Consider the following 24,565-nt stretch of genomic DNA (forward strand, 5'->3'; position numbering starts at 1 on the left):
AGCCATGAACCAGAACAGCGCACCGGATTGCACGACCGGCCCCCTCACCGGCGTCCGGGTACTGGACCTCGGTGCCTACATCGCCGGACCGTATGGCTGTGCTCTGCTGGCCGACCAGGGGGCCGAAGTCCTGAAGGTCGAGCCGCCGGGGGGGGACACACTGCGCAAGTACCCATCCACGCTGGACGCGGAAAGTCGCGCGTTCCTGGGTGTCAACCGCAGCAAGCGGGGCGTGGTGCTGGACTTGAAGCATGCCGAGGACCGCGAACGCCTGCTGGCATTGGTGCGCCAGGCCGACGTGCTGGTACACAACTTTCGCCCGGCCGTACCGCCGCGGCTGGGCATTGCGTACGAGCAATTGCGCGCATCCAATCCGCGCCTGATCTACTGTGCCGTCACCGGCTATGGCGAGGATGGCCCGCTCAGGGGCCGGGCTGGCTACGATCAGGTTCTGCAAACCATGACCGGGATGTGCGCGATGCAGGCGCGGCGCGGCGGCCCGCCGGAAATCATCTGTGGTTCCGTCGTGGACTACTATGCCGCCGCTCTGGTGGCCGGGGGGGTGTCTTCCGCGCTCTATGAACGGGAGAAAAGCGGACAGGGCCAGTACGTGGGCGTTTCGCTGCTGCGCTCGGCATTGGCCATGCAGTCGGCGCGCATGGTATGGGTCGAAGGCGAGCCCCGCGACGTTGGCCGCGAGATGCGTTCGGGCGGCGTCACGGGCATCCACCCCACACGCGACGGTGCGATCTACATCTCCGCCAACACACCGCACTTCTGGCAAGCACTGTGTGCAAGGACCGGACTCCAGGAACTGCTCTGCGAGCGCTACGACACCGTGCGCAAGCGCGCGCAGCACCACGCCGAGATCGTTCCGCGGCTGCATGCGGCTTTGGTGGCCCGCACCGCGCTCGAATGGGAGGCCGTGTTCGGTGAGGAGGTGCCTTGTGCGGCCGCACGCTCGGTGGAGGACATGTTCGACTTTCCGCAGGTCTTGGCCGGGGACATGGTGCAAAAGTTTCAGCACCCCGCAGCAGGCACGTACCGGGGCTTTGCGCGCGGCTGGAAGTTCGGTCGCACGCCCGGGCCACCGCCCTTTGCCGCACCGGTTCTCGACCAGCATGGCGATGCCGTGCGCGCCGAAGCAGATCGTCTTCGCCAGCGCGGGAACGCGTGTCAGAACACAGGGAAGCCATCGCCGCATGATGGAGCGGGCACCCTGCGTGGAGCGCAGTGAGACCGCCACCCACAGCGAAGCTGAAACGCGTCGGCTTCGGGCTGCACGGGCCATGAATTCCCGCTCAGTGTTTGTGCCCGTCCATAGTGCCGCTGGCGCCGTCAGGGGTCACGGTGTGCACGGGAACGGTCAGGTCGAGCCGGACCTCCTCGCCCTTGGCGTCCTGGAACACCAGGCTGATCGGCACCGAGCTGCCCTTCATCAGCGGGGCCTTCAGGTCCATCAGCATGATGTGGCGGCCGCCCGGCTTGAGTTCCACCGTCTTGCCGGCGGGCAGGTCCAGCGCGGGAATGGCGCGCATCTTCATGATGCCGTCTTCCATTTTCATCTCGTGCAGCTCGGTGACTCCCGCAGCGGGTGATTCGGCGCGCACCAGGCGCATGCTGTCCTTGGCCGTGAGGCGCATGAAAGCGCCCGTGCCTTTCTGGCCCTGCACGCTGGCGCGCGCCCAGGCGCCGTCGGCCGCGACGGGAGCGTGGTCCGCGCAGGCCAGGGCGGCAGTCAGGGTGCAGGCCAGGACAGCGGTGTGAAGCAGTTTTTTCATGATGTTCTTTCTCTCTTCGGTTGGGTGAAAAATGGGGCAGCGCGCTGTGGCCAGCCGCTGCGGAAAACTCCAGGCCCGGGGGTGTGCGCTGGTCTTGGGCGCGAGTCCGGGCGTGCGCCATGGCTGACGCCATGCGCTTGCCAGCGCATGTTTCACCAGCGCCGGCAACCGTCGAACAGGCAGCGGATCAGGAATGGGTTGGGGGGCCGCGCGGCGGTAGCGGCGCGGCAGTGCGCGCGGCGATATGCGCGGCGGGGAGGGGGCGCAGCGTCTGCGCGCGCGGGTAGACCACGGGCTGGCCAGACGCTGGCCTGGACGGTGGCGCGCCGGCATGGACGCACAGGGGGCAGTCCAGCGTGTGGTGGTTGGATATCTCCTGGGTGCCGTCGGCGGTCTGGGTCAGCAGCGTGATGGCGCCCGAGCCCGAGCAGATCAGTTCCATCGACCGCGGCTTGACCAGCGGCGACGCCACGGCCACGCCGATGGACAGGACGAACCACGCCAGTACGAGGCGGGCGAGCCAGCGCGCGTGGCGGATGGTTTGCATGGGCGACAGCAGCATGGAGAGCCGGGCATTGTAGACACGCCCGCAGAAGGGCCATGCGCGGCGCACCTACCGGACCGACCTGCCCGTGCGGCGATTAGCTGGCCCGCACGCTCTCAGTTCTGCGGCGGCCATTGCCTGGCCGTGTGCAAGACGCGCAGCACGCGCACCAAGTCGCCAGCCACGTCATAGACCAGGAGGTAATTGCGGTGCACTACCAGTTCGCGGGTGCCGGCGACGCGACCGGGCCGGCCGAGGCCGGGATGATCGAGCAGGCGACCGGATCTCTGCGCGAACGACTCGTCGAGGGCCTGCGCGGCGGCCGGGTTGTCGGCCTCGATGTAGTCGTGGATTTCGTCGCGGTCTTGGGTCGCATCGAGCGTCCAGAACAGTTCCATCATTCGGTCTGGGCTTCAAGCCGGTGGCGCGTTGCCGCCCGCTTGGCCGTGAACCTGGCTTCGACCTCGGCCGCTGGAATCAGCCTGCCGGCGTTGGCCGAGTCCAGGCCGATTTGCACTTGGCGACGGAACCAGGCGTCATGCTCGGTCGCTTCCTGCTGTTGCCGCACGAAGTCGCGCATGAAGTCGCGCAGGATCTGCGCAGCACTGCGGTCGCGGGTCTTGGCTGCACTGGAGAAATCGTTTTTCAGGGCCTCGTCGACCCGGAAAGTGAAAGTCGCTTCGCTCATGTCGTCACCCTCACGATGTTACAAGAGAGGTGCAATATAACACGCGGAGGGCGAAGGTGATTTTGGTGGCAGCCCTGTCCCGGGCATCATGCAGAAGGCCGCGCAGCGAACGCAACGGCGGCGTTGCCGGGCGTGCATCGGGCGCTCCCGGCATGTGCCCAGCCCGCGTCGCACCACGACGCGAGCAGTTCCAGCGCAGCGTCGCTGGCGCGCGCCAGATCGCGCGCCGTCAGCTGCCGCTCGTCGGCCAGGCGCCGCATCAGGCGGGCGTCGTGCCCCGCCGCGCGGTAGCTCTCGCCGTTCATGAAAACATGCTGCGCGTCGTACAGCATGCGGCTGCGGCGGTCCAGGTGCAGGCCCTTGCGCAGCGCGCTGGCGTCCCCGGCCTCGAACCACACGCCGGGCTTGGGCTCGGTCAGATACGCACCCAGCGCACGCTCGAGCCCCAAGGGCTGCGCAAGGGCGCGGGACAGGGCCGCGTGGGCGAATGCCTGCAACTCCGCGGGAATGGCCGCGGGGTTCGACAGGGCCGGCTGGCCCGCGTCGCGGTACAGCCGGGAAGGGTCGTCGCCGACATCGTCCGCCAGGCGCAGCAGCAGTTCGCGCGCGAGTTCGGCGCGCGCAGGCGCCCGAAAGCCGATGGAATAGGTCATGCACTCCCCCTCGGCGATGCCGTCATGGGCGTAGCGCGGCGGCAGGTACAGCATGTCACCCGGGTCGAGCACGAACTCCTCTTCGGGCGCGAAGTGCGCCAGCACCTTCAACGGGAGGTCGCTGCGCAACGCCAAGTCCTTTTGGCGGCCGATGCGCCAGCGGCGCCTGCCGTGGGCCTGGAGCAGGAAGACGTCGTAGCTGTCGAAATGGGGCCCCACGCCGCCGCCGTCGCTGGCGTAGCTGATCATGAGGTCATCGAGCCGCGCCTCGGGAACGAAGCGGAACTGCTGCAGCAGCGCATGGGCCGCGTCGTCGTGCAGATCGACGCCCTGCACCAGCAGGGTCCAGTCGGGCTGCTGCAGGGCGGGCAGCGCGCGGCGGCTGAAAGGCCCATGGCGCAGCTTCCAGGCCCCTGGGGTCGAGTGCAGCAGACGCGACTCCACGCCCTCGCGCGCGGCCAGCGCGAACAGCGCGGCCCGCAGCACGGGCGGGGCAAACCGGGGGATGGCCTGGCGCACCAGCAGGGGTTTTTTCTGCCAGTGGCGGCGCATGAATTGCGCGGGAGTCAGTCCGCCGAGCAGGGCAAGGGTTTGCTGGATATCCATGGGAGGGGCTGCGCCCGGTGGCGGGATGGTGGGTCGAACTGCGACAATTCTCCTATGGAAATCACCCGACAATGCGTGGTCGCACTGACCTGGACGCTCAAGGACTCGCTCGGAGAAGTGCTTGACCTGCTTGAGGAGCCGGTGGAATTCCTGGTCGGTGGCGACGATCTTCTGCCCCGCATCGAAGAGGCCCTGCAGGGTCGCAGTGCCGGCGCCACCCTGGCGTTGCAGCTCGAACCCGAGGATGCCTTTGGCGACTTCGACGAGCAATTGCTGTTTCTCGCGCCGCGCGCGCTCCTGCCCGCCGACGTCGAGGAGGGCATGGCCCTGGATGGCATGGCCCTGCCCGAGGCCTGTAGCCCGGACGCACCACGCCACGCCGTATACACCGTGGCCGGGGTCTACCCGGAGCACGTGCTGCTCGACGGCAACCATCCACTGGCCGGCATGGGGCTGCGCCTGCAATTGACCGTGCAGGCGGTGCGCGCGGCCAGCGCGGAGGAAATTGGCTGCGGCAGCGCCGGGACGGGATTCTTCCGCGTGCAGCCCGGCGGCTCTCTGCGGCACTGAACCCGGCCAGGCCCAAGTGCAAGGCGCTGCGCGGGCTGTGCCTCACGCCTTGCCGGTAGACCCGTACCCTCCCTCGCCCCGCGCGGTTGCGGCGAATTCGGCGACCACGTTGAAGCGCGCCTGAACGACGGGAACGATGACCAGTTGCGCCAGGCGCTCCATCGGCTCCAGGGTGAAGGCCGCATGGCTGCGGTTCCAGGCGCTCACCATGAGCTGCCCCTGGTAGTCGCTGTCGATCAGGCCCACCAAGTTGCCGAGAACGATGCCGTGCTTGTGCCCCAGGCCCGAGCGCGGAAGGATCAGCGCGGCGTATCCCGGGTCTCCGATGAATAGGGCAATCCCGGTGGGCACCAGCTGCCATGCATTTGGCGGCAGGGTCAGGGGCGCGTCCAGGCAAGCGCGCAGGTCCAGTCCCGCGCTACCGGGGGTGGCGTAGGCGGGCAGCCGATCGGCCATGCGCGGGTCGAGAATCTTGACGTCAATCTGCACGCTTGCTCCTCTTCTGCGCTGCCGCGTCAGGAACGCAGCGCCGGCAAGCGCGTTGCGATCTCTGCCATGAGTTGCCGGGCCAGCACGCGCTTGGATGCGCGCGGCAGCTCGCGGTGCCCCCGGGAATCGACCAGCAGCAAGGCATTGTCGTCCTGCCCGAAGGTGGCCGGGCCGATATTGCCCACCAGCAGCGCAACCTGCTTGCGCGCGCGCTTGGCCGTGGCCTGGGCCAGCAGGTCGTGGCTTTCTGCCGCAAAGCCCACGCAGAACAGATCGCCCCCGAGGGCGCGCGGCGACTGGGCCACCGCGGCCAGAATGTCGGGGTTCTCGACGCAGTCCAGCGTGCGCGGCTGCCCCGAGCCGTCCTTCTTGATCTTGTGCGCGGCCGGCGCAGCGGGCCGCCAGTCCGCCACGGCCGCCGTGGCGATGAAAACCGCAGCATCCTGGACATGCTGCTCCACCGCGGCCAGCATGTCCCGGGCCGATTGCACGTTCACACGGTGCACGCCGCGCGGGGTGGGCAGATGCACGGGCCCTGCGACCAGCGTGGCGTCGGCCCCCGCTTCACGGGCCGCGCGCGCGATGGCAAAGCCCATCTTGCCGCTCGACAGGTTGGTGATGCCGCGCACCGGATCGATCGCTTCGTAGGTCGGCCCGGCCGTCACCAGCACCTTGCGCCCGGCCAGCGGCTTGGGGGCGAAGAAGGCGAGCAGTTCCTCGAGCAGTTGCGCCGGCTCCAGCATGCGCCCTTCGCCGGTTTCGCCGCAGGCCTGCTCGCCGTTGCCGACTCCCAGCACGCGCGCGCCGTCCTGCTCCGCCTGCGCCAGATTGCGCCGGGTGGCCGGGTGGGCCCACATCTCGCGGTTCATCGCCGGCGCCAGCAGCAGCGGCACGCGCTGCACGGGGCGTGCCAGGCACAGCAGGCTGAGCAGGTCGTTCGCCCGGCCTTGCGCCAGGCGCGCCACGAAGTCGGCGCTGCACGGCGCGATCAGGATCGCGTCGGCCCCGCGGCTCAGGTTGATATGCGGCATGCCATTCGACTCGCGTGCGTCCCACTGCGAGCCGCAGACCGGCCGCCCCGACAGGGTCTGCATGGTGAGCGGGGTGATGAACTGCTGCGCCGCCTCGGTCATCACCACCTGGACGGTGGCCCCCTCCTCGACGAGCCGGCGGCACAGCTCTGCCGCCTTGTAGCAGGCGACGCCCGCGCTCAGGCCCAGAACCATGTGTTTTCCGGCAAGCTCATGCATGGGCGGGGAATTTAACAGACGGGCACGCGCGCCGGCCGCCCGCGGGTCGCCCCCTATAATTCCAATTTCCCACCACCAAAAAGACATGGCCAAATTTGTCTTCGTCACCGGCGGTGTGGTGTCTTCCCTGGGCAAGGGGATTGCCTCCGCATCCCTTGCCGCGATCCTCGAATCGCGGGGCCTCAAAGTCACCCTCATCAAGCTCGATCCCTACATCAACGTCGATCCGGGAACCATGTCGCCGTTCCAGCATGGCGAGGTTTTCGTGACCGACGACGGTGCGGAAACCGATCTGGACCTGGGCCATTACGAGCGTTTCATCGAAACGCGCATGAGAAAGACGAACAACTTCACCACCGGCAAGATCTATCAGTCGGTGCTGGAGAAGGAGCGCCGCGGCGACTACCTGGGCCAGACCGTGCAGGTCATCCCCCATGTGACCAACGAAATCCAGGAATTCATCGAGCGCGGCGCCGGCATCGGCACGCCGGACGCGGCGGCCGTGGCCATCGTCGAGATCGGCGGAACGGTGGGCGACATCGAGTCGCTGCCCTTTTTGGAGGCCGTGCGCCAGATGAGCCTGCGCATGGGCCCGAACAACACCGCCTTCGTGCACCTGACCTACCTGCCCTGGCTCGCCGCGGCAGGCGAGCTCAAGACCAAGCCCACGCAGCACACGGTGCAAAAGCTGCGCGAGATCGGCATCCAGGCCGACGCGCTGCTGTGCCGCGCCGACCGCCGCATTCCCGAGGAAGAACGCGCCAAGATCTCGCTGTTCACGAACGTCCCCGCGTGGGGCGTGATCAGCGTGTGGGACGTGGACACCGTCTACAAGGTGCCCCGCATGCTGCACGAGCAGGGGCTCGACGGCCTGATCTGCGACAAGCTGCGCCTGAACACTCCGCCCACCAGCCTGCGGCGCTGGGACGATCTGGTGCACGAAACCGAGCACCCGCAGGGCGAGGTCAGCGTGGCCATGGTCGGCAAATACGTGGACCTGTCGGACAGCTACAAGTCGCTGAACGAGGCGCTGCGCCACGCCGGAATGCGCAACCACGTGCGCGTGCGGATCGTGCACGTCGATTCCGAAACCATCGACGGTGCCGACGCGGCAGCAAAGCTCGCGCCGTACGACGCCATCCTGGTGCCGGGCGGCTTCGGTCCGCGCGGCGTGGAAGGCAAGATCGCCACCGCGCGCTTTGCGCGCGAACACAGGCGGCCCTACCTGGGCATCTGCCTGGGAATGCAGGTGGCCACCATCGAATACGCCCGCCATGTGGCCGGCCTGGCCGACGCGAACAGCACGGAGTTCGACCCCGCCACGCCGCACCCCGTGATCGCCCTGATCACCGAGTGGCAGGACGCCGACGGCAGCGTCAAGAAGCGCGACGCAGACTCGGACCTGGGCGGCACCATGCGCCTGGGCGCGCAGAGCTCCGACGTATCCGCGAACACGCTGGCGCACCGCATCTACGGTGACGTGGTGACCGAGCGCCACCGCCACCGCTACGAAGCCAACGTGAACTACCTGGAGCCGCTGCGCAAGGCGGGCCTGGTGATTTCGGCGCTCACGCAGCGCGAGCAGCTCACCGAAATCGTGGAACTTCCGCAGAGCATGCATCCCTGGTTCGTCGGCGTGCAGTTCCACCCCGAATTCAAGTCAACCCCCTGGAATGGTCACCCGCTGTTCAATGCCTTCATCGAGGCCGCGCTAGCGCACCAGCGCAGCCAGGCCGGCTTGCGCGAGAAGGATGCGCAATGAAACTCTGCGGCTATGACGTCGGCCTGGAACACCGCTTCCTTCTGATTGCCGGCCCCTGCGTGATCGAATCCGGGCAACTGCAAATGGACGTCGCGGGCCGGCTCAAGGAAATCACGGCCAGCCTGGGCGTCCCGTTCATCTTCAAGAGCAGCTTCGACAAGGCGAACCGCTCCAGCGGCACCAGCTTTCGCGGCCTGGGCCGGGAAAAGGGCCTGGAGATTCTGGCCAAGGTCCGGCGCGAGCTCGGCGTTCCCGTGCTCACCGACGTGCACACCGAAGACGACATCAGCGCAGCCGCCCAGGTGGTGGACGTGCTGCAAACGCCCGCCTTCCTGTGCCGCCAGACCGACTTCATCCACGCTGCGGCGCGCTCCGGCAGGCCGGTGAACATCAAAAAGGGCCAGTTCCTCGCGCCGCACGACATGCGCAACGTCATCGCCAAGGCCCGCGCTGCTGCCCGGGACGCGGGTCTGTCCGAGGACCGCTTCCTGGCCTGCGAGCGCGGCGCGAGCTTTGGCTACAACAACCTGGTGAGCGACATGCGCAGCCTGGCCGTCATGCGCGCCAGCGGCGCCCCCGTGGTGTTCGACGCCACGCATTCGGTGCAACTGCCCGGCGCCCAGGGAAGCAGCAGCGGCGGCGAGCGCGCAATGGTCCCGGTGCTGGCCCGCGCCGCCGTCGCCGCGGGCGTTGCCGGCCTGTTCATGGAAACGCACCCTGACCCGGACAAGGCCTTGTCGGACGGCCCCAACGCCGTTCCGCTCAAGCACATGCGGGCCTTGCTGGAGACCTTGGTGGCGCTCGACGGCGTCACCAAGAAGAACGGCTTCCTGGAAAACGACTTTGAGGCATGAAAACATGAGCAGTGGCTACATCATCGCGTCCGTCACCGTGACCGACCCCGCGCAGTACGAGGAATACCGCAAGTGGAGCAGCTTGGCCATGCAGGCCCATGGCGCCGAAGTGTGCGTGCGCGGCGGCAAGGTGCAGGTGCTCGAAGGCGACTGGGACCCCGGCCGCACCGTGGTCCTCAAGTTCCCGAGTGTCGAGGCCGCGCGCGCGTTCTACGACAGCCCCGAATACCGCAAGGCCAGGGCCGCGCGCGCAGGCGCAGCCGTGATGCGCATGGTGTGCGTGGAGGGCTTGTAAGCCGAGCGCCCGCCAGCATGAGAGTTTCAAACCACCTGAGAGAAGACCATGAGTGCCATCGTTGACATCGTAGGCCGCGAAGTGCTCGACAGCCGCGGCAACCCCACCGTCGAATGCGACGTACTGCTCGAATCGGGCGTGATGGGCCGCGCCGCCGTGCCCTCGGGTGCGTCCACCGGCAGCCGGGAAGCCATCGAGCTGCGCGACGGCGACCAGAGCCGCTACCTGGGCCGGGGCGTGCTCCGGGCCGTGGAGCACATCAACACCGAAATCTCCGAAGCCGTTCTGGGCCTCGACGCCTCGGAGCAGGCCTTCCTGGACCGGACCCTGATCGACCTGGACGGCACCGAGAACAAGGGCCGCCTGGGCGCGAACGCGCTACTCGCCGTGTCGATGGCCGTGGCCCGCGCGGCCGCGGAGGAATCCGGCCTGCCCTTGTACCGCTACCTGGGCGGCATGGGCAGCGTGCAGTTGCCGGTGCCCATGATGAACGTGATCAACGGCGGCGCGCACGCGAACAACAACCTGGACTTGCAGGAGTTCATGATCATCCCCGTGGGCGCCCCGAGCCTGCGCGAAGCCCTGCGCTGGGGCGCCGAGGTGTTCCACGCGCTCAAGAAAATCATCCACGACCAGGGGATGAGCACCTCCGTCGGCGACGAAGGCGGCTTTGCCCCCAACGTCGAGAACCACGAAGCGGCGATCCGCCTGATCCTGCAGGCCATAGCCGCCGCCGGCTACAGCGCCGGCGAGCAGATTGCCCTGGGCCTGGACTGCGCCGCGAGCGAGTTCTACAAGGACGGCATGTACGTGCTCGCGGGCGAGGGTGGCCTGACGCTCAGCGCCGTGCAGTGGACCGACATGCTCGCGTCCTGGGTCGACAAATACCCGATCATCAGCATTGAAGACGGCATGCACGAGAGCGACTGGGACGGCTGGAAGCATTTGACCGAACGCCTGGGCGACAGGGTGCAACTGGTGGGCGACGACCTGTTCGTGACCAACACCAAAATCCTCAAGGAAGGCATAGACAAGCGCGTGGCCAACGCCATCCTGATCAAGATCAACCAGATCGGCACGCTGAGCGAAACCTTTGCCGCCATCGAAATGGCCAAGCGCGCGGGCTATACCGCCGTGATCTCGCACCGCTCGGGCGAGACCGAGGACAGCACCATCGCCGACATCGCCGTGGGAACCAACGCCGGCCAGATCAAGACCGGCTCGCTGAGCCGCTCCGACCGCACCGCCAAGTACAACCAGCTGCTGCGCATCGAAGAAGACCTGGGCGAAGTCGCTCACTACCCCGGTCGCGCCGCGTTCCGCAACTTGCGCTGACATGTCCGCCCCACGCCCGGCCGCTGCCTGCCGTTGCGCTCCTGCGGTGCAGGGGAGAAGGAATCGCTGGCCTGAACGCACCCCATGAGCCCGCGCATCGTCCCCGTCATCCTGCTGGCGCTGCTGGTGGGCCTGCACGCCCAACTCTGGCTGGGGCGCGGCAGCGTACCGAGCGTCAACGAGATGCGGCGGCAGATCGTCCTGCAGAACGCGGCCAACGAGCAGGCGCGGCAAGTCAACGCGCGCCAAGCCTCCGAGGTCGAAGACCTCAAGGAGGGGCTGGACATGGTGGAAGAAAAGGCGCGCAGCGAATTGGGCATGGTCAAGCCCAACGAGGTCTACGTGCAGTTCACTGCGCAATAACTATTGAAACACCCTGAGGCGCCTTCGCTGAGTCCTCTCAGGGAGGCGACACCAGGGGCCCGGCAAGGCCAGCTCCATGGTGTCGCCGGCTTGCGCGCCGCGTCCGCGGTCCATGCGCCGTGGAAAACGGATGGCGATGGGAGATTTACTCCCCGTCGCCCATCTGCGATTGCAGGTAGTTTTGCAGACCGACCTTGGCGATCAGATCGATCTGGGTTTCGAGGAAGTCGATGTGCTCTTCCGTGTCGTTCAGAATCTCTTGCAGCAGGTCGCGCGAAACGTAGTCGTGCACGGTTTCGCAATGGGCCATGCCTTCCTTGATGGTGGCCTGCGCGCCTTGCTCGGCACGCAGATCGCAGGCCAGGATCTCCGGCACGTTTTCGCCGACCTGAATCTTGGCGAGGTCTTGCAGGTTGGGCAGGCCGTCGAGTATGAGAATGCGGTCCATCAGGCTGTCAGCATGTTTCATCTCGCCGATCGACTCGGATTTCTCTTTCTTGGCCAGCTTGTCGAAGCCCCAGTGCTCGAGCATGCGGTAGTGCAGGAAGTACTGATTGATCGCGGTGAGTTCGTTTCTGAGTTGGGCCTGCAAATGACCAATAACTTGCGGGTCTGCTTTCATGGTGGGACTCCTTGTTGTGTTGATGCGGCATGCATTGTCGTGACCGAAACCGACCGGCGCAAGGCAATCCCCTGCGCACGCGCATTGGCTGCGTGTGAGGTTCAGTTGCGTTCGCATTCACGCCCGCTGCCCGGACACACCCGACTCGCACGTTGCCGCCGGAGCACCAGCCGCAGGCGGTTCATGCGGCGCTGCCTCTGCGGTGCATAGCCATAAGCGATCCACAAAATTGAATCAATCAATTTGATTGATGGCGTTCGAGGGCCTAGACTTCAGCCCTGTTTCATCAACCCAAGCAGCAAGGAAACCGCAATGTCCCTGATCAACACCACCGTTCAACCCTTCAAGGCCACCGCTTTCGTGAACCGCGGCAGCAAGGGCGAATTCATCGACGTGACCGAAGCCAGCCTCAAGGGCAAGTGGTCCGTGCTGATCTTCATGCCCGCAGCCTTTACCTTCAACTGCCCCACCGAAGTCGAAGACGCGGCCGAGCACTACGCGGAGTTCCAGAAGGCCGGTGCCGAGGTATACATCGTCACCACCGACACGCATTTCTCGCACAAGGTGTGGCACGAGACTTCTCCTGCCGTCGGCAAGGCCCGCTTCCCGCTGGTGGGCGACCCCACGCACCAGCTGACGCATGCCTTTGGCGTGCACATCCCCGAAGAGGGTCTGGCGCTGCGCGGCACCTTCGTCATCAATCCCGATGGCCTGATCAAGACTGCCGAAGTCCACTCCAACGAGATCGCGCGGGACGTGAGGGAGACCGTGCGCAAGCTCAAAGCCGCGCAGTACACCGCCGCGAACCCTGGCCAAGTCTGCCCCGCGAAGTGGAACGAAGGCGCCAAGACCCTGGCCCCTTCGCTGGACCTGGTGGGCAAGATTTAAAAACCGCCTCTTGGCAGGGCGCGCGGGCGCTCGCACGAGCCGGACAGCGTCATGGCGCGTGCGCCATGCCGTCCGGCTTTTTTTCGCCCCGACGGGGCCGGCTGATCCCCAGGCGCCGCGCCATGCCATCGACAAAGAAACCGGAATTCAAAGGACCTCACCATGCTCGACGAACAACTCAGGACCCAGCTTTCCACCCATCTGGAGCGCGTGACGCAGCCGTTCGAGCTGGTGGCCTCGCTGGACGACGGCGCAGCGTCCCGCGACATGCAGGAACTGCTGCAAACCATCGCGGCGCTGCGGAGCGACAAGATCCGCCTGCGGACCGACGGCGACGACGCCCGCAAGCCTTCGTTTGGCCTGCAACGCACGGGCAGCGCGTCCCGCTTGCGCTTTGCCGGCCTGCCGCTGGGCCATGAGTTCAGCTCCCTGGTACTGGCCCTGCTGTGGACCGGCGGCCACCCGCCCAAGGTCGGGCAGGACGTGATCGAGCAGATCCAGTCCCTGGACGGGGACCGCCACTTCGAGGTCTATATGGGACTGAGCTGCCACAACTGCCCGGACGTGGTGCAGGCCCTGGCGCTGATGGCCGTGCTCAACCCCGGGATCAGGACCACCGTCATCGAAGGCGGCGCCTTCCAGCAGGAAGTGGCCGAGCGCGAGGTCATGGCCGTTCCCACGGTGTTCCTCAATGGCCAGCCGTTCGCCTCGGGCCGCATGGCACTGGAGGAGATTCTTGCCAAGCTCGACACCGGGGCGGCGGCGCGCGATGCGGCCAAGCTGTCGGCCAAGGCGCCGTATGACGTGCTCATCGTGGGCGGTGGTCCCGCGGGCGCTGCCGCCGCCGTGTATGCCGCGCGCAAGGGCATACGCACCGGCATCGCCGCCGAACGCTTTGGCGGCCAGGTGAATGACACGCTGGCGATCGAGAACTACATCTCGGTGCCTGCCACCGACGGCCCCCGGTTTGCTGCCGCGCTGCAAACCCACACCCGCGCCTATGGCGTGGACATCATGGACCTGCAACGCGCTGACCGGCTGATCCCGGCCGCGCAGCCCGGCGGCCTGATCGAACTGCAATTGGCCCATGGCGGCAGGCTCCAGGCCAGGACGCTGATCCTGTCCACCGGCGCGCGCTGGCGCAACGTGAACGTTCCCGGCGAGGCCGAGTATCGGAACAAGGGCGTGGCCTATTGCCCGCACTGCGACGGCCCGCTGTTCAAGGGCCGGCGCACGGCGGTGATCGGCGGCGGCAATTCCGGCGTCGAGGCCGCCATCGACCTCGCGGGAATCGTGGCCCATGTCACGCTCGTCGAGTTTGCCGAGCAGCTCAAGGCCGACGCCGTGCTGGTGCGCAAGCTCCAGAGCCTGCCCAACGTAAGCATCCACACGAATGCGCAGACCACCGAGATCACGGGCGCCGACGGCAAGGTGAACGGCCTCCGGTACAAGGACCGCGCCACGGGCGCCGAGCATCTGCTGCCACTCGAGGGCGTGTTCGTGCAGATCGGCCTGGTGCCCAACACCGAATGGCTCAAGGGCACGGTGGAGCTCAGCCGGTTTGGCGAAATCGTGGTCGACGCCAAGGGCCAGACCAACCTGCCCGGCGTGTTTGCCGCGGGCGATTGCACCACGGTGCCGTACAAGCAGATCGTCATCGCCGCGGGCGACGGGGCCAAGGCGGCGCTGAGTGCGTTTGAGCACCTCATCCGCACGCCGCCGGTGGCGCCCGCCCCGGCGGCGCGCGAGGCCGTGGCGGCTTGAGGCACCGGCTGCGGCGAGGCGGATTTTTATTGAGAATCATTCGCATATAATCCCACCCCCCGACAGCCAGCCACCCCAGGCCTTGGTGCGACCCGTCAGCGCTCGCCCCATGCAGGCCGCGTTCCTGGAGCCAGCTCTGTATTCCTTGTCGTTTCAGAGAAGGACCTCCATCCATGGACCCGATATTTCCCATACACGCTTGGCCGCAGGCATGGCTGGCGGCGTGCGCCTGCGCTGCCATGGGCGGCGCGCAGGCGCAGCCGACGGCTGCGGAGCCGGTTCTCGGCGAGGTGGTCGTCAGCGGTTCGCGCAGCGCGCAGGACCCCGACGAACTGCCCATGAGCATCGATGTCATCAACGCCCGGGCGCTCGAAGAGGGCCAGGTGCGGGACATCCGGGACGCGGCGCGCGGGCTGCCGAACGTGTCGGTCACGCGGTCGCCCGCGCGCTTCTCGCTGGCCGGCGGATCCACGGGGCGCGAGCAGAACGCGGGCTTCAACATCCGCGGGCTCGATGGCAACCGCGTGCTGATGCTGGTGGACGGCATGCGCCTGCCGCGCAGCTATGCGTTCGGGGCCAACGCCTTCGGGCGCGACTATCTCGACATCGGCCTGCTGCAACGCATCGAGGTGCTGCGCGGCGCCAGCTCGGCGCTGTACGGCTCGGACGGCATGGCGGGGCTGGTGCACTTCATCACGGCAGACCCGTCCGCGTTTCTGGAAGCCGGCAAGCGCCTGGGCGGGCGGGTGAATGCCGCGTACGACGGCGACGACCACGGCAAGCGCCTGGGCGCCACCGTGGCCGGGCGCGCGGGGGATTCGCTGCAATGGCTGCTGGGCGGCAACCTGACCCGGGCCCGCGCGCTCGAGAACATGGGAGAGAACCATGCGGCGAACGCCGACCGCACACGTCCCAATCCGCAAAAGGACCACAGCGGGGCGCTGCTGGGCAAGGTCGTGCTCACGCCGGGTGGCGGCCAGCGCCATGTGTTCATGCTCGAACAGGTGGACAAGCGCTCCGACCACGAATTGCTCAGCGCGCGCGCCAAGCCGCCGCTGGCGGCCACGTCCACGCTGTCGTCGAACGCATGGACCGCGATGCGCCGCAGCCGTGCCACCTGGGAAGGGTCTTGGCGCCTGGATACGGCCTGGGCCGACGGTATCCGGGCCGCCCTGGGCTACCAGGACGCGCACGCGCGCGAATACATCGCCGAAGACCGCAACACCGCGGCCGACCGGGTGCGCGACGTGACTTACGACGAGCGCAGCTGGCAGGCCAACCTGCAGGGCAGCAAGGCGCTGCGCATGGGGCCGGACTGGGCCCAGAAAATCACCTACGGCCTGGACTATGCGGTCGCCAAGGTGCGCAATTTGCAGACCGGCGTGACGCCGCCCGCGGGCGAAACCTTCCCGCTGAAGCGTTTTCCGGACACCACCGAGACCAGCGCGGCGCTCTACGCGCAGGACGAATTCGTGCGCGGCGCCTGGAGCATCACGCCCGGCGTGCGCCTGGATGCTTTCCGCATCCGGGCCAAGCAGAGCGGCTTCGGGGCGCAGGCGGTTTCGCTGTCGGGCAGCGCGGCCTCGCCCAAGGTCGGCGTGTCGTACCGGGCAAGCCCCGTCTGGACTGTGTTCGGCAACCTGGCTGCCGGTTTCCGCGCGCCCAACGCGGGGCAGGTGAACGCCTTCTTTGAAAACCCGGTGGGCAATTACAAGACCGTGCCGAATGGGGAACTGCGCCCGGAAAAGAGCCGCAACTTCGAGCTGGGCGTGCGCGCGCGCATGGACTCCCTGGCGCTCCGGGCCACAGCCTTCACCGGGCGCTACAAGGACTTCATCGAGGACCTGCGCCGCGTCGGCGGCGCGGGCACGCCGGGCAACCCGCTGGTGTTCCAGTCGGTCAACATCGACCGGGTGAAGCTCGATGGCTTCGAGGTCGGCGGCGCCATGCGCTGGGGCACGTGGGCCGGCGGGGCGCTGAGCACGCCATTTGCCTACGGCCGCACGCGCGGGCGCGACATGGCCACGGGCCGCCCCGTGAACACCGTGGACCCCGCGCGCCTGACGGCCGGTCTGCGCTACGACCACAGCGCCTGGATGCTGCGCCTGGACGCGACCCACGGCGCTGCGAAGAAGGCCCGCGACGTGAGCGGGGCCGCCGGCGGCGCGCAGTACCTCACGCCCTCCTGCACGGTGCTCGACCTGTCGGGCCAGTGGCGCATCCGCAGGGACCTGCGCCTGAACGCCGCAATCCACAATCTCACCAACCAGAAGTATTGGCGCTGGGCCGACGTGCGCGGCCTGGCCGCGAACGCCGCCTTCATCGACGCCTACAGCCAGCCCGGCCGGTCCCTGCGGATCTCGCTGGTGGCGGACTTTTAGCGCGCTGTCCCGGCAAAATGAACCCCTTTTCCAGGAGATGCACCATGCGCCCTGTTCCCGAAACGCCCGATTCCGGCGGCAGATACGCCGCGCCCGCCGTCCGCGCGCAGTTCGCTGCCGCGCGCGCCAGCGGCAAGCGTGCCAAGGATGCTGCCGAGAGCCTGGGTCTGTCGGAGGGCGCCGCGGTCGCCGCGCACGCCGGCAAACATGAACACCCGCTCCAGGCCCTTGCGTTGCAGGGATCGTGGCTGGAACTGCTGCAGTCGCTCCAGGACTGCGGCCCCCTGATGGCGCTCACGCGCAACGCCGGGGCGGTGCACGAGAAAACCGGCGTCTACACCCAGGTGTCGGCCGCGGGCCCTGTGGGGCTGGTACTCGGCGGGGACATCGACCTGCGGCTGTTCCTCTCCCGCTGGCATGCCGGCTTTGCCGTCACTGAGTTGCGCGCAGACCCGGCCCAGCTGCCCGCGCGCAGTCTGCAATTCTTCGACGCCCATGGCTGCGCCGTGCACAAGGTGTGCACGCGCGAGGCCACCGACCTGGCCGCGTTCGACGCCGTCGTGCAGCGTTTTGCGCAGCCGGATGCGGTCCATGCGTTTGCCGCCGCGCCCGGGCCTGAGGTCCCCCGGCCAGACGCAGAGATCGACGCCGTCGGCCTGCGCGCGGCCTGGGCGGCGATGCGCGACACGCATGAATTCTTCGGACTCATCCGCAAGTTCGGTGTGGAGCGCCAGCAGGGCTTGCGCCTGGTGGAAGGCCGGTTCTCCTTGCGCACCACGCCGCAGGCGGTTGCGCGCCTGCTCGATGAGGCCGCCATGGACGCCTTGCCGATCATGGTTTTCGTGGGCAGCGGCGGCTGCATTCAGATCCACACCGGTGTGGTGCGCAACGTCCAGCCGCTGGACACGCCGGGCGCGCGCTGGATCAACGTGCTCGACGCCGGCTTCAACCTGCATCTGCGCAGCGACATGTTGGCCAACGTATGGGTGGTCGAAAAGCCCACCGCAGACGGCATCGTGACCTCGGTCGAGGCGTTCGACCCGGCGGGAGCGCTGATGGCCATGTTTTTTGGCGCGCGCAAGCCCGGCAATCCCGAGTTGCCGGCTTGGCGTGACCTCGTCTCCAGGCTGCCCCGGTTGCAGGAGTGCCCGCATGCCGCGTGATCTGCAAACCTGTGCGCAATCTTCTCCCGCGATGCATGGCCCCAGGCGCCGGCAGCTGCTGTGCGGCGCGGCCGCATTCCCGCTATTTGGCGGACCGGGAGCTGCGGCCGCCGCGGCGGCTGCGGCGCGCATCGTGACACTGGGCGGAGCGCTGACCGAAGCCGTGTACCTGCTGGGCGCCGAGAGCCTGCTGGTGGGAACCGACACCACCAGCCTCTACCCCGACGCGGCGCTCAAGACCCCCAAGGTGGGCTATATGCGCCAGCTCTCGGCCGAAGGGCTGCTCTCTCTGCGGCCCGACGCCGTGGTCGGGACCACCGAGGCCGGCCCGCCCGTGGTGCTGGACCAGGTGCGCAGCGCCGGCGTGCGCGTGGAACTGGTGCAGACCGACCATTCATGGGACGAGGTGCGGCGCAAGGTGCGTACCGTGGGGAGCGTGACGGGGCGCGAGCGCGCAGCCCGGGCGTTGCAGGCGCAACTCGACGCACGCTGGGCCGGCGTGCAGCAGGCCGTGGCGGGCACAGCGCGGCGCCCGCGGGCCCTGTTCATCCTCTCGCATGGTGGCAGCCCCATGGTCGCGGGCAGCAGCACGGCGGCCGACGCGCTGATCCGCTTTGCCGGGGGGACGAACGCCGTGGGCCAATTTTCCGGCTACCGGCCGCTGACCGCCGAGGCCCTGGCCGACGCGGCGCCCGAGGTGCTGCTCAACAGCACCCAGGGGATCGAGGCGCTCGGCGGCGAGGCGGCTTTCTGGCAGCGCCCCGAACTGGCGCTGACCCCGGCGTACCGCCGCAGAGCCCTGGTGGTCATGGAGGCGAGCTACCTGCTGGGCTTCGGACCACGCCTGCCCGGCGCCGTGCGCGAACTGCACGCACGCATGCAGGCGTTTGCGGCGTGAGCGCTGCGGCACGCGCAGCGCAGCGCCCGGGCCGGCTGTCGCCCCGCACGGCCTTGCTGCTGGGGCTGGGGATGGTGCTGCTGGCCCTCGTGGGGAGCAGCATGCAGGGGGCCTACGCCATCTCCCCCGCGCAGCTGTGGCAGGTGCTCGGGCAGGCCCTGCTGCAGCCGTTTGCCGAGGCCCGATCGCCGGCGCCGGAATACCTGGTGTTCATGAACATCCGCCTGCCGCGTCTGCTCATGGGCGTGGCCGCGGGCGCGGGCCTGGGATTGGCCGGTGCGCTGATGCAGGGGTTGTTTCGCAACCCGCTGGCCGACCCCGGGTTGATCGGTGTGAGCAGCGGCGCCGCGCTGGCGGCCGCCGCGACCATCGTGCTGGGAAGCCGCTGGCTGCCCGACCTGCCGCGCGCCCTGGGCAGTTGGCCCCTGGTGCTCACGGCCTTTGGCGGGGGGCTGCTGGTCACCGCGCTCATCTGCGCGCTGGCGCAGGCCGACGGGGGCACGCGCATGGGGCTGATGCTGCTGGCCGGTGTGGCCGTGAACGCGCTGGCCCTGGCGGGGCTCGGCTACCTCAGCTTCATTTCTACCGACGAGCAACTGCGCAACCTGCAGATGTGGCTGCTCGGCAGCCTGGGCGGTGCGCGCTGGAGCGCCGTGCTGCTGGTGAGCGCGGTAGTCGCCGCGGCCTGCGCCCTGGGCCTGGCGTTGGCGCGCGCGCTCAATGCCATTGCCCTGGGCGAGGCGCAGGCCGCGCTGCTGGGTGTTCCGGTGGAGCGCACCAAGCGCAGGGCCGTGCTGGTGGCAGCGCTGGCCGTGGGCGCGGTGACGGCGGCCAGCGGAATCATCGGCTTCATCGGCTTGGTGGCGCCGCACTGGGTGCGCCTCGCGGCGGGGCCGGACCACCGCGTCGTGCTGCCGGGATCGGCCCTGCTGGGCGCCGCCTTGGTACTCGCGGCGGACGCGGTGGCGCGCACGCTGGTCAAACCGGCGGAGTTGCCGCTGGGGGTGCTCACCGCCTGCATCGGCGGGCCCTTGTTCTTGCTCATGCTGCGCCAGCTTCGGAGCAAGGTGTGAGCGTGGCCGCATGCGACGGCCTGGTCTGCGACCAACTGGGCGTGGGCCAGCCCTTGCTGGCCAGCGTGATGGGGCGCTTCCCCCATCGCGCGGCCCCCGTCATGCTGCGCCCGCTTTGGAGCAAGGTGTGAGCGCGGCCGCATGCGACGGCCTGGTTTGCGACCGACTGGGCGTGGGTTTGCCGGGCCAGCCCCTGCTGGCCACCGTGCATGCCCGTCTGCAGGCGGGGCGTGTGAGCGCGATTCTCGGACCCAACGGGGCTGGAAAATCCACGTTGCTGGCGGTGCTGTCGGGCGCGCGTGCGCCGCGCTCGGGCAGCGTCCACATGCAGGGCCAGCCCCTGGGCCGGTTCAGCGCGCAGGAACTGGCCAGCCGCCGCGCGGTGCTGCTGCAAGAGGCCAGCGTGGCCTTTGACTTCACGGTGCGGGAGGTGGTGGAGATGGGGCGCTTTCCCCATCGCGCGGCCCCCAGCCGGCAGGAGTCGGCCATCGTGGTGCAGGCCATGGAGGCCACGGGCGTTGCGCATCTGGCGGAGCGCAGCCTGAACGCCCTGTCGGGCGGCGAACGTGCACGGACCCACCTGGCGCGCGCACTCGCGCAGATCTGGGAGCCCCGACCCGACCGCTGCGCTCGCTGGCTGCTGCTGGACGAGCCCACCGCCGCGCTCGACCTCGCGCACCAGCACCAGAGCCTGGGCCTCGTGCGCCGCTGGGCGCTGGAGCAGGGCGTTGGCGTGCTTGTCGTGCTGCACGATCTGAACCTGGCGCTGCGCTACGCGCACGACACCGTGCTGCTGGGCGGCGGGCAGTGCGCGGTGGGTCCCACGGAGCAGGTGCTCGACGCCGCAGCCATCGCCCGCGTCTGGGGGGTGGAATGCTCCGGGGTGCGCGCGCGGGACGGTGTTCTGCAGTATCTGACGACAGCGCAATGACGCCGCATGCCCCGGCCGGTTTCAGCCAGGTGCCACCGCCCGGCGGCCCGCGTGCATCCAGGCGCGGCGCAGCACCAGGGGGGACCACGACTCCTCGGGAATCAGCAGCAGGCGCCGGGAGCGCAGCGCCTGGCCCAGGACGATCTGGCTGCTGAGCACTGCCAGAGGAACCGCCAGCACCAGCGGCAGGCCCACGGGGATGAGCCAGAGCAGCGCGCTGCTGTCGATCAGCGCCACGCCCAGCGTCGGCAGCCCGATCACCAGGCTCATCGGCGCGAGCTGTCGCGCGGCGTGGCGCCAGGGCAGGGCGTGGGCCTGGCGCGGGGGCGAGCGCCATTGCAGCTTCAGCCCGGTGAGCGCGGCCAGCACGAACAGCGAATGCGCCAGCATGCGCACGGGGGCCTGCAGGAGGGCCAGCAGGCTCTCCAGCGCGGCGCTCCTGAGCAGGCCCGCTGCACCGCCGTACTGTCTGTGCTCGCGCCGCATGAGGACTGCGGCCAGGCTCAGGACGCGCGGCAGAAAGAGCATGCACAGGGTCCATGCCCACAGCGCCAGCAGTTCGGTGGGCAGGATGCGCCAGTCGACCACCAGCCGCGCGCCCGAGAACCACAGCGCCGTGCCCAGCGTCAGGAACGCCAGCCACAGCGGCGCGGACAGGTAGGCCATGGCGCCGGTGAGGAACATGCAGCGGTGCACCGCGTGGATTCCGGGCTCGGCCAGGAGGCGTGCGTTTTGCAGGTTGCCCTGGCACCAGCGGCGGTCGCGTTGCAGTTCGGCGAGCAGGTCGGGGGGCTGCTGTTCGTAGCTGCCGATCAGGTCGGACACCAGCCACACGTGGTAGCCCGCGCGGCGCATGAGTGCCGCCTCCACGAAGTCGTGCGACATGATTCCGCCCGCGAGCCCGCCCGTTCCCCGGATCGGCGCGAGGGCGCAATGGCGCATGAACGGCGCCACGCGGATGATCGCGTTGTGGCCCCAGTAGTGCGACTCGCCCAGTTGCCAGTACTGCATGCCGAGCGTGAAGAGCCGGCCCGTGACGCGCGCCGCGAATTGCTGCGCGCGCGCGTGCAGCGTGACGTGGCCGACGGCCTGCGTGGCGGTTTGTATGATCCCGGCGCTGGGGTTGGCCTGCATCAGCTTGGCCATCGAGACGATGCAGTCGCCGCTCATCACGCTGTCGGCGTCGAGCACCACCATGTAGCGGTAGTCCTTGCCCCAGCGGCGGCAGAAGTCGGCGACATTGCCCGCCTTGCGCTGCGTGCGGCGGGTGCGCAGGCGGTAGTAGACCTGCACTTGCACCTGCGCTTGCTGGCCGCTCCGCGCGAGCGCGCAGCGCAGTTCCTCCCAGGCGGCGCGTTCGGCGTGGACGATCGCGGGGTCGTTGCTGTCCGAGAGCACGAAGACGTCGAAGGTCGCGCCGTGGCCGGTGGCGGCGACGGATTCGCAGGTCGCCCGCAGCCCCGCGAACACCGTGCCCACGTCTTCGTTGCAGATGGGCATGACGATCGCCGTGCGCGCGTCGGGCGCGAGCCCGTGCTGCGCCACGCTGCGCACCGAGAGCGCGTGCCGGTCGCCGCGCAGCAGCACCCAAAAGCCCATCAGGCCGGTGAGAAAGCCGCTTGCCAGCCAGGTGGAAAGGACTGCGAACAGCGCGATCTGGCCGGCGCCGAGCCAGGCGTTTTCGTAGTCCGGCTGGACGTTCGCGAACAGCAGGCTGGTCAGCGCGCTGCTCAGCAGGGTGAGCAAAACAAACGTCCGGCGGCGCTGGCGTGCGGCGCCCTGCCATGGGGGGGGAGGGGGGGGATGCGTCCGGGCCGGTGGCGGTTCCGCTGGCAGTACGGATGCCCAGGCGCTGCAGCAGGGCCATTCCCAGGCTGTTCCAGAATCCGCGCCAGGGCACCGGGGTCATCGATCCGCGGTGCAGCGGCGGGGCGGTCACCGCGTTCGGGTGCCGCTGCGCGCGCAGCGCACTGCGCCGGCTACGGACCGCAGGGGGGGGCTGGAGGCCGGCGCCACTTTGCGCCACCGCGGCAGGTGCGATGCGGTCCACGGGGCTCACTCGGGGAGAAGGATATGCGTCCATGTTTCACTCACAGCGTGTTGGTCGTGTTGCAAAAAGGCGCGCAGCTCGGCCGGGCGATTGGCCCTGAGGTGCTGCACGCGTACGGTCATGCGCCATTGCCCGGTGACCGGGTTGTGGTAGGCGTTGCCTTCGATCACCCGGGCGTTGGCGTCGCTGCTCACCATGGCCTCGACGGCCGCGTCCGCGGGCAGCGCCCGGAGCGCGGGGCCGTCGAAATCGAGCACGTACTGCACTTCCTGGGGCAGTGTCTTGGTGCCCGCCTGGACGAAGCCCATGCCGCGGCGCGACTGCACCACCCATGCGCCGGGCGGGCGCTGCTGCGCGTCGCCCTGCCAGCTCAGCGTGTAGGCAAACTCCAGCGGCTGGCCGGGAGCGGGCAGTTGCTGCGGAACCCAATAGGCGACGATGTTGTCGTGCGTTTCGTCGGGCGCGTGCAATTGCACCAGTTCCACGCGGCCCGCGCCCCAGTCGTGCAGCGGGCGCACCCAGACGCTGGGGCGGCGTTCGTAGCGGGCCTCCACGTCTTCGTAGCTGGCCCACTGGCGATCGCGCTGCATGAGGCCGAAGCCCTTGGGGTTTTGCGTGGTGAACGACGTCACCAGCGTCTGCCCGGGGTTTTGCAGTGGGCGCCAGAGCCATTCGCCTTCGCCGGTGGCGATCATCAGGCCGTCGGAGTCGTGCACTTCGGGGCGAAAGTCCTGCTTGCGCGGCTGGTTCTCGCCAAAGAGGAACATGCTGGTCAGCGGCGCGATGCCCAGCGTGGCAATGGGTCGAATGGGCCGAATGGGCCGACCATCATGGGCGCGCAGGAACACCCGGCTGTGCACCGTGGTGCTGGTTTGCGCGCCCGGCTGGATGTCGAAGCGGTACGCGCCCGTGGCGCGGGGCGAGTCCATGAGCGCGTAGACCGTGATCTGCTTCGCTTCGGCCTCGGGCCGGACGAGCCAGAACTCGGTGAAGCGGGGGAACTCCTCGCCCGCGCCGCCTGCGGTGTCGATCGCCAGGCCCCGCGCCGACAGGCCGTATTGCTGGCCCTGGCCGAGCGCGCGGAAATAGCTGGCGCCCTGAAAGACGATCAGCTCGTCCTTGTAGGCGCTGGAGTTCAGGTTGTGGTGCAGACGAAAACCGGCAAAGCCCAGGTCGCCCCAGGCCTGCGGCTGCACCTGGTTTTTGCCGTAGTTGAAATCCGCTTGGTCGTAGCGGATGTGGCGCACGCCCTCGGGCGTGACTTCGTTGATCAGCACCGGCTCGGTCTGGTACAGGCCGAGGTGGAAGAACATGGCTTCGAAGGGCAGCTTCTCGGCGCGCCACAGCGCGTGCTCGGGCCGCCAGCGGATGTCGCGCACATGGTCGTAGCCCAGCTGTGCGAGGTCGGCGGGAAGCTTGCCGCCGACCGCGCGATAGGGTTCGTTCGCGCGGTCGCGGGCCAGGCGCGTCAGGCTCTCGAAGTCAAAGCCCTGCGCCTGCGCCGCAGCTGCGAGCAACACGGCGGCGAGCGCCAGCGCCGGCCTTGCGCGGCGTGCAGAAGGAGAAAAAACAGCGTGCATGCCACATCTAGGGCAAACCCCGTGC

Annotated in this window: 24 protein-coding genes and 1 pseudogene; 15 read left to right on the forward strand and 10 right to left on the reverse strand. The window is 68.6% G+C overall.

Annotation, left to right across the window (positions count from 1 at the left end):
* The first annotated feature begins 4 nt into the window (after nt 1-4).
* Nucleotides 5-1,237, forward strand: a complete 1,233-nt coding sequence (locus D5041_RS12880) for a CaiB/BaiF CoA transferase family protein (RefSeq protein ID WP_265281203.1) — start codon at nt 5-7, stop codon at nt 1,235-1,237.
* A gap of 64 nt (nt 1,238-1,301) precedes the next feature.
* On the opposite strand, the gene D5041_RS12885 is transcribed toward D5041_RS12880, so the two are convergent.
* From D5041_RS12885 to D5041_RS12905, 5 genes are all read right to left on the reverse strand, one after another.
* Nucleotides 1,302-1,781 carry a copper chaperone PCu(A)C gene (locus tag D5041_RS12885; RefSeq protein ID WP_265257126.1) on the reverse strand — a complete coding sequence of 160 codons (480 nt, stop codon included), beginning with the start codon at nt 1,779-1,781 and terminating at the stop codon, nt 1,302-1,304.
* Nucleotides 1,782-1,968: 187 nt separating this feature from the next.
* Nucleotides 1,969-2,328, reverse strand: coding sequence for a DUF2946 family protein (locus D5041_RS12890; RefSeq protein ID WP_040892675.1), 360 nt, complete (start codon nt 2,326-2,328; stop codon nt 1,969-1,971).
* Between the two features lie 113 nt (nt 2,329-2,441).
* Nucleotides 2,442-2,726, reverse strand: coding sequence for a type II toxin-antitoxin system RelE/ParE family toxin (locus tag D5041_RS12895; protein WP_010104013.1), 285 nt, complete (start codon nt 2,724-2,726; stop codon nt 2,442-2,444).
* Nucleotides 2,723-3,013: a CopG family ribbon-helix-helix protein gene (locus D5041_RS12900; protein WP_010104014.1), complete on the reverse strand. Its 291-nt coding sequence runs from the start codon at nt 3,011-3,013 to the stop codon at nt 2,723-2,725. The genes D5041_RS12895 and D5041_RS12900 overlap by 4 nt, the downstream gene beginning before the upstream one ends.
* A gap of 86 nt (nt 3,014-3,099) precedes the next feature.
* Complete coding sequence (locus tag D5041_RS12905; protein ID WP_265281201.1) at nt 3,100-4,272, reverse strand: JmjC domain-containing protein; 1,173 nt, start codon at nt 4,270-4,272, stop codon at nt 3,100-3,102.
* 54 nt (nt 4,273-4,326) lie between these two features.
* Between D5041_RS12905 and D5041_RS12910 the strand changes: the two genes are divergently transcribed.
* Nucleotides 4,327-4,842: an FKBP-type peptidyl-prolyl cis-trans isomerase gene (locus D5041_RS12910; RefSeq protein ID WP_265281199.1), complete on the forward strand. Its 516-nt coding sequence runs from the start codon at nt 4,327-4,329 to the stop codon at nt 4,840-4,842.
* A 42-nt stretch (nt 4,843-4,884) separates the two neighbouring features.
* Here D5041_RS12910 and dut read toward each other — a convergent pair whose 3' ends face one another.
* Together dut and coaBC are read right to left on the reverse strand one after the other, a co-directional pair.
* A complete protein-coding gene (dut, locus tag D5041_RS12915; protein ID WP_010104549.1) occupies nt 4,885-5,331 on the reverse strand; it encodes a dUTP diphosphatase in 447 nt (148 codons plus the stop codon).
* A 26-nt stretch (nt 5,332-5,357) separates the two neighbouring features.
* Nucleotides 5,358-6,581 carry a bifunctional phosphopantothenoylcysteine decarboxylase/phosphopantothenate--cysteine ligase CoaBC gene (gene coaBC / locus D5041_RS12920; protein WP_029554344.1) on the reverse strand — a complete coding sequence of 408 codons (1,224 nt, stop codon included), beginning with the start codon at nt 6,579-6,581 and terminating at the stop codon, nt 5,358-5,360.
* 85 nt (nt 6,582-6,666) lie between these two features.
* On the opposite strand from coaBC, the gene pyrG reads away from it, so the two are divergent.
* From pyrG to D5041_RS12945, 5 genes are all read left to right on the forward strand, one after another.
* Complete coding sequence (gene pyrG, locus D5041_RS12925; RefSeq protein WP_010104551.1) at nt 6,667-8,343, forward strand: CTP synthase; 1,677 nt, start codon at nt 6,667-6,669, stop codon at nt 8,341-8,343.
* Nucleotides 8,340-9,197 (forward strand): 3-deoxy-8-phosphooctulonate synthase, encoded by an 858-nt coding sequence (kdsA, locus tag D5041_RS12930; protein WP_265257121.1) that lies wholly within the window; start codon nt 8,340-8,342, stop codon nt 9,195-9,197. Before pyrG ends, kdsA begins: the two co-directional genes overlap by 4 nt.
* Nucleotides 9,198-9,201: 4 nt before the next feature.
* Complete coding sequence (locus tag D5041_RS12935; protein ID WP_029554345.1) at nt 9,202-9,492, forward strand: DUF1330 domain-containing protein; 291 nt, start codon at nt 9,202-9,204, stop codon at nt 9,490-9,492.
* Nucleotides 9,493-9,540: 48 nt separating this feature from the next.
* Nucleotides 9,541-10,827, forward strand: a complete 1,287-nt coding sequence (gene eno / locus D5041_RS12940) for a phosphopyruvate hydratase (protein ID WP_265257120.1) — start codon at nt 9,541-9,543, stop codon at nt 10,825-10,827.
* Nucleotides 10,828-10,911: 84 nt separating this feature from the next.
* A complete protein-coding gene (locus tag D5041_RS12945) occupies nt 10,912-11,190 on the forward strand; it encodes a septum formation initiator family protein (RefSeq protein ID WP_010104553.1) in 279 nt (92 codons plus the stop codon).
* A gap of 145 nt (nt 11,191-11,335) precedes the next feature.
* Here D5041_RS12945 and bfr read toward each other — a convergent pair whose 3' ends face one another.
* A complete protein-coding gene (gene bfr, locus D5041_RS12950; RefSeq protein WP_265284886.1) occupies nt 11,336-11,812 on the reverse strand; it encodes a bacterioferritin in 477 nt (158 codons plus the stop codon).
* 312 nt (nt 11,813-12,124) lie between these two features.
* On the opposite strand from bfr, the gene ahpC reads away from it, so the two are divergent.
* The 8 genes from ahpC to D5041_RS12990 all read left to right on the forward strand — a co-directional run bounded on the left by ahpC (nt 12,125) and on the right by D5041_RS12990 (nt 20,910).
* A complete protein-coding gene (ahpC, locus tag D5041_RS12955) occupies nt 12,125-12,700 on the forward strand; it encodes an alkyl hydroperoxide reductase subunit C (protein ID WP_265257118.1) in 576 nt (191 codons plus the stop codon).
* Nucleotides 12,701-12,862: 162 nt separating this feature from the next.
* Nucleotides 12,863-14,464: an alkyl hydroperoxide reductase subunit F gene (gene ahpF, locus D5041_RS12960; RefSeq protein ID WP_265284887.1), complete on the forward strand. Its 1,602-nt coding sequence runs from the start codon at nt 12,863-12,865 to the stop codon at nt 14,462-14,464.
* 173 nt (nt 14,465-14,637) lie between these two features.
* Nucleotides 14,638-16,845 (forward strand): TonB-dependent hemoglobin/transferrin/lactoferrin family receptor, encoded by a 2,208-nt coding sequence (locus tag D5041_RS12965; RefSeq protein WP_265284888.1) that lies wholly within the window; start codon nt 14,638-14,640, stop codon nt 16,843-16,845.
* Between the two features lie 44 nt (nt 16,846-16,889).
* Nucleotides 16,890-18,008 (forward strand): hemin-degrading factor, encoded by a 1,119-nt coding sequence (locus D5041_RS12970; protein WP_265284889.1) that lies wholly within the window; start codon nt 16,890-16,892, stop codon nt 18,006-18,008.
* Nucleotides 17,998-18,906: a heme/hemin ABC transporter substrate-binding protein gene (locus D5041_RS12975; protein ID WP_265257114.1), complete on the forward strand. Its 909-nt coding sequence runs from the start codon at nt 17,998-18,000 to the stop codon at nt 18,904-18,906. The genes D5041_RS12970 and D5041_RS12975 overlap by 11 nt, the downstream gene beginning before the upstream one ends.
* The gene (locus D5041_RS12980) at nt 18,903-19,979 is read left to right on the forward strand and encodes a FecCD family ABC transporter permease (protein ID WP_265284890.1); all 1,077 of its coding nucleotides are present in this window, start codon (nt 18,903-18,905) and stop codon (nt 19,977-19,979) included. Before D5041_RS12975 ends, D5041_RS12980 begins: the two co-directional genes overlap by 4 nt.
* 2 nt (nt 19,980-19,981) lie before the next feature.
* A complete protein-coding gene (locus D5041_RS12985) occupies nt 19,982-20,110 on the forward strand; it encodes a hypothetical protein (protein WP_265284891.1) in 129 nt (42 codons plus the stop codon).
* Nucleotides 20,107-20,910, forward strand: coding sequence for a heme ABC transporter ATP-binding protein (locus tag D5041_RS12990; RefSeq protein ID WP_265284892.1), 804 nt, complete (start codon nt 20,107-20,109; stop codon nt 20,908-20,910). The genes D5041_RS12985 and D5041_RS12990 overlap by 4 nt, the downstream gene beginning before the upstream one ends.
* A 21-nt stretch (nt 20,911-20,931) precedes the next feature.
* Here the strand turns inward: D5041_RS12990 and mdoH are convergent.
* Nucleotides 20,932-22,993 (reverse strand): annotated as a pseudogene (mdoH, locus tag D5041_RS12995) (glucans biosynthesis glucosyltransferase MdoH).
* The gene (locus tag D5041_RS13000; protein WP_236610746.1) at nt 22,966-24,540 is read right to left on the reverse strand and encodes a glucan biosynthesis protein G; all 1,575 of its coding nucleotides are present in this window, start codon (nt 24,538-24,540) and stop codon (nt 22,966-22,968) included. The pseudogene mdoH and the gene D5041_RS13000 overlap by 28 nt, the downstream one beginning before the upstream one ends.
* Nucleotides 24,541-24,565: the final 25 nt, after the last annotated feature.

Origin of the sequence: Verminephrobacter aporrectodeae subsp. tuberculatae (genome assembly GCF_026127385.1) — a bacterium.
Taxonomy (GTDB): Bacteria; Pseudomonadota; Gammaproteobacteria; order Burkholderiales; family Burkholderiaceae_C; genus Acidovorax; species Acidovorax aporrectodeae.

Excerpts from the sequence above, each read along its gene's own strand:
- D5041_RS12880 (WP_265281203.1), top strand. The coding sequence starts at position 5 with ATGAACCAGAACAGCGCACCGGATTGCACGACCGGCCCCCTCACCGGC.
- bfr (WP_265284886.1), bottom strand. The coding sequence starts at position 11,812 with ATGAAAGCAGACCCGCAAGTTATTGGTCATTTGCAGGCCCAACTCAGA.
- D5041_RS12890 (WP_040892675.1), bottom strand. The coding sequence starts at position 2,328 with ATGCAAACCATCCGCCACGCGCGCTGGCTCGCCCGCCTCGTACTGGCG.
- D5041_RS12910 (WP_265281199.1), top strand. The coding sequence starts at position 4,327 with ATGGAAATCACCCGACAATGCGTGGTCGCACTGACCTGGACGCTCAAG.
- D5041_RS12935 (WP_029554345.1), top strand. The coding sequence starts at position 9,202 with ATGAGCAGTGGCTACATCATCGCGTCCGTCACCGTGACCGACCCCGCG.
- coaBC (WP_029554344.1), bottom strand. The coding sequence starts at position 6,581 with ATGCATGAGCTTGCCGGAAAACACATGGTTCTGGGCCTGAGCGCGGGC.
- ahpF (WP_265284887.1), top strand. The coding sequence starts at position 12,863 with ATGCTCGACGAACAACTCAGGACCCAGCTTTCCACCCATCTGGAGCGC.
- D5041_RS12885 (WP_265257126.1), bottom strand. The coding sequence starts at position 1,781 with ATGAAAAAACTGCTTCACACCGCTGTCCTGGCCTGCACCCTGACTGCC.
- D5041_RS13000 (WP_236610746.1), bottom strand. The coding sequence starts at position 24,540 with ATGCACGCTGTTTTTTCTCCTTCTGCACGCCGCGCAAGGCCGGCGCTG.
- eno (WP_265257120.1), top strand. The coding sequence starts at position 9,541 with ATGAGTGCCATCGTTGACATCGTAGGCCGCGAAGTGCTCGACAGCCGC.
- D5041_RS12900 (WP_010104014.1), bottom strand. The coding sequence starts at position 3,013 with ATGAGCGAAGCGACTTTCACTTTCCGGGTCGACGAGGCCCTGAAAAAC.
- D5041_RS12965 (WP_265284888.1), top strand. The coding sequence starts at position 14,638 with ATGGACCCGATATTTCCCATACACGCTTGGCCGCAGGCATGGCTGGCG.
- D5041_RS12905 (WP_265281201.1), bottom strand. The coding sequence starts at position 4,272 with ATGGATATCCAGCAAACCCTTGCCCTGCTCGGCGGACTGACTCCCGCG.
- D5041_RS12975 (WP_265257114.1), top strand. The coding sequence starts at position 17,998 with ATGCCGCGTGATCTGCAAACCTGTGCGCAATCTTCTCCCGCGATGCAT.
- ahpC (WP_265257118.1), top strand. The coding sequence starts at position 12,125 with ATGTCCCTGATCAACACCACCGTTCAACCCTTCAAGGCCACCGCTTTC.
- D5041_RS12895 (WP_010104013.1), bottom strand. The coding sequence starts at position 2,726 with ATGATGGAACTGTTCTGGACGCTCGATGCGACCCAAGACCGCGACGAA.
- pyrG (WP_010104551.1), top strand. The coding sequence starts at position 6,667 with ATGGCCAAATTTGTCTTCGTCACCGGCGGTGTGGTGTCTTCCCTGGGC.
- D5041_RS12970 (WP_265284889.1), top strand. The coding sequence starts at position 16,890 with ATGCGCCCTGTTCCCGAAACGCCCGATTCCGGCGGCAGATACGCCGCG.
- kdsA (WP_265257121.1), top strand. The coding sequence starts at position 8,340 with ATGAAACTCTGCGGCTATGACGTCGGCCTGGAACACCGCTTCCTTCTG.
- D5041_RS12945 (WP_010104553.1), top strand. The coding sequence starts at position 10,912 with ATGAGCCCGCGCATCGTCCCCGTCATCCTGCTGGCGCTGCTGGTGGGC.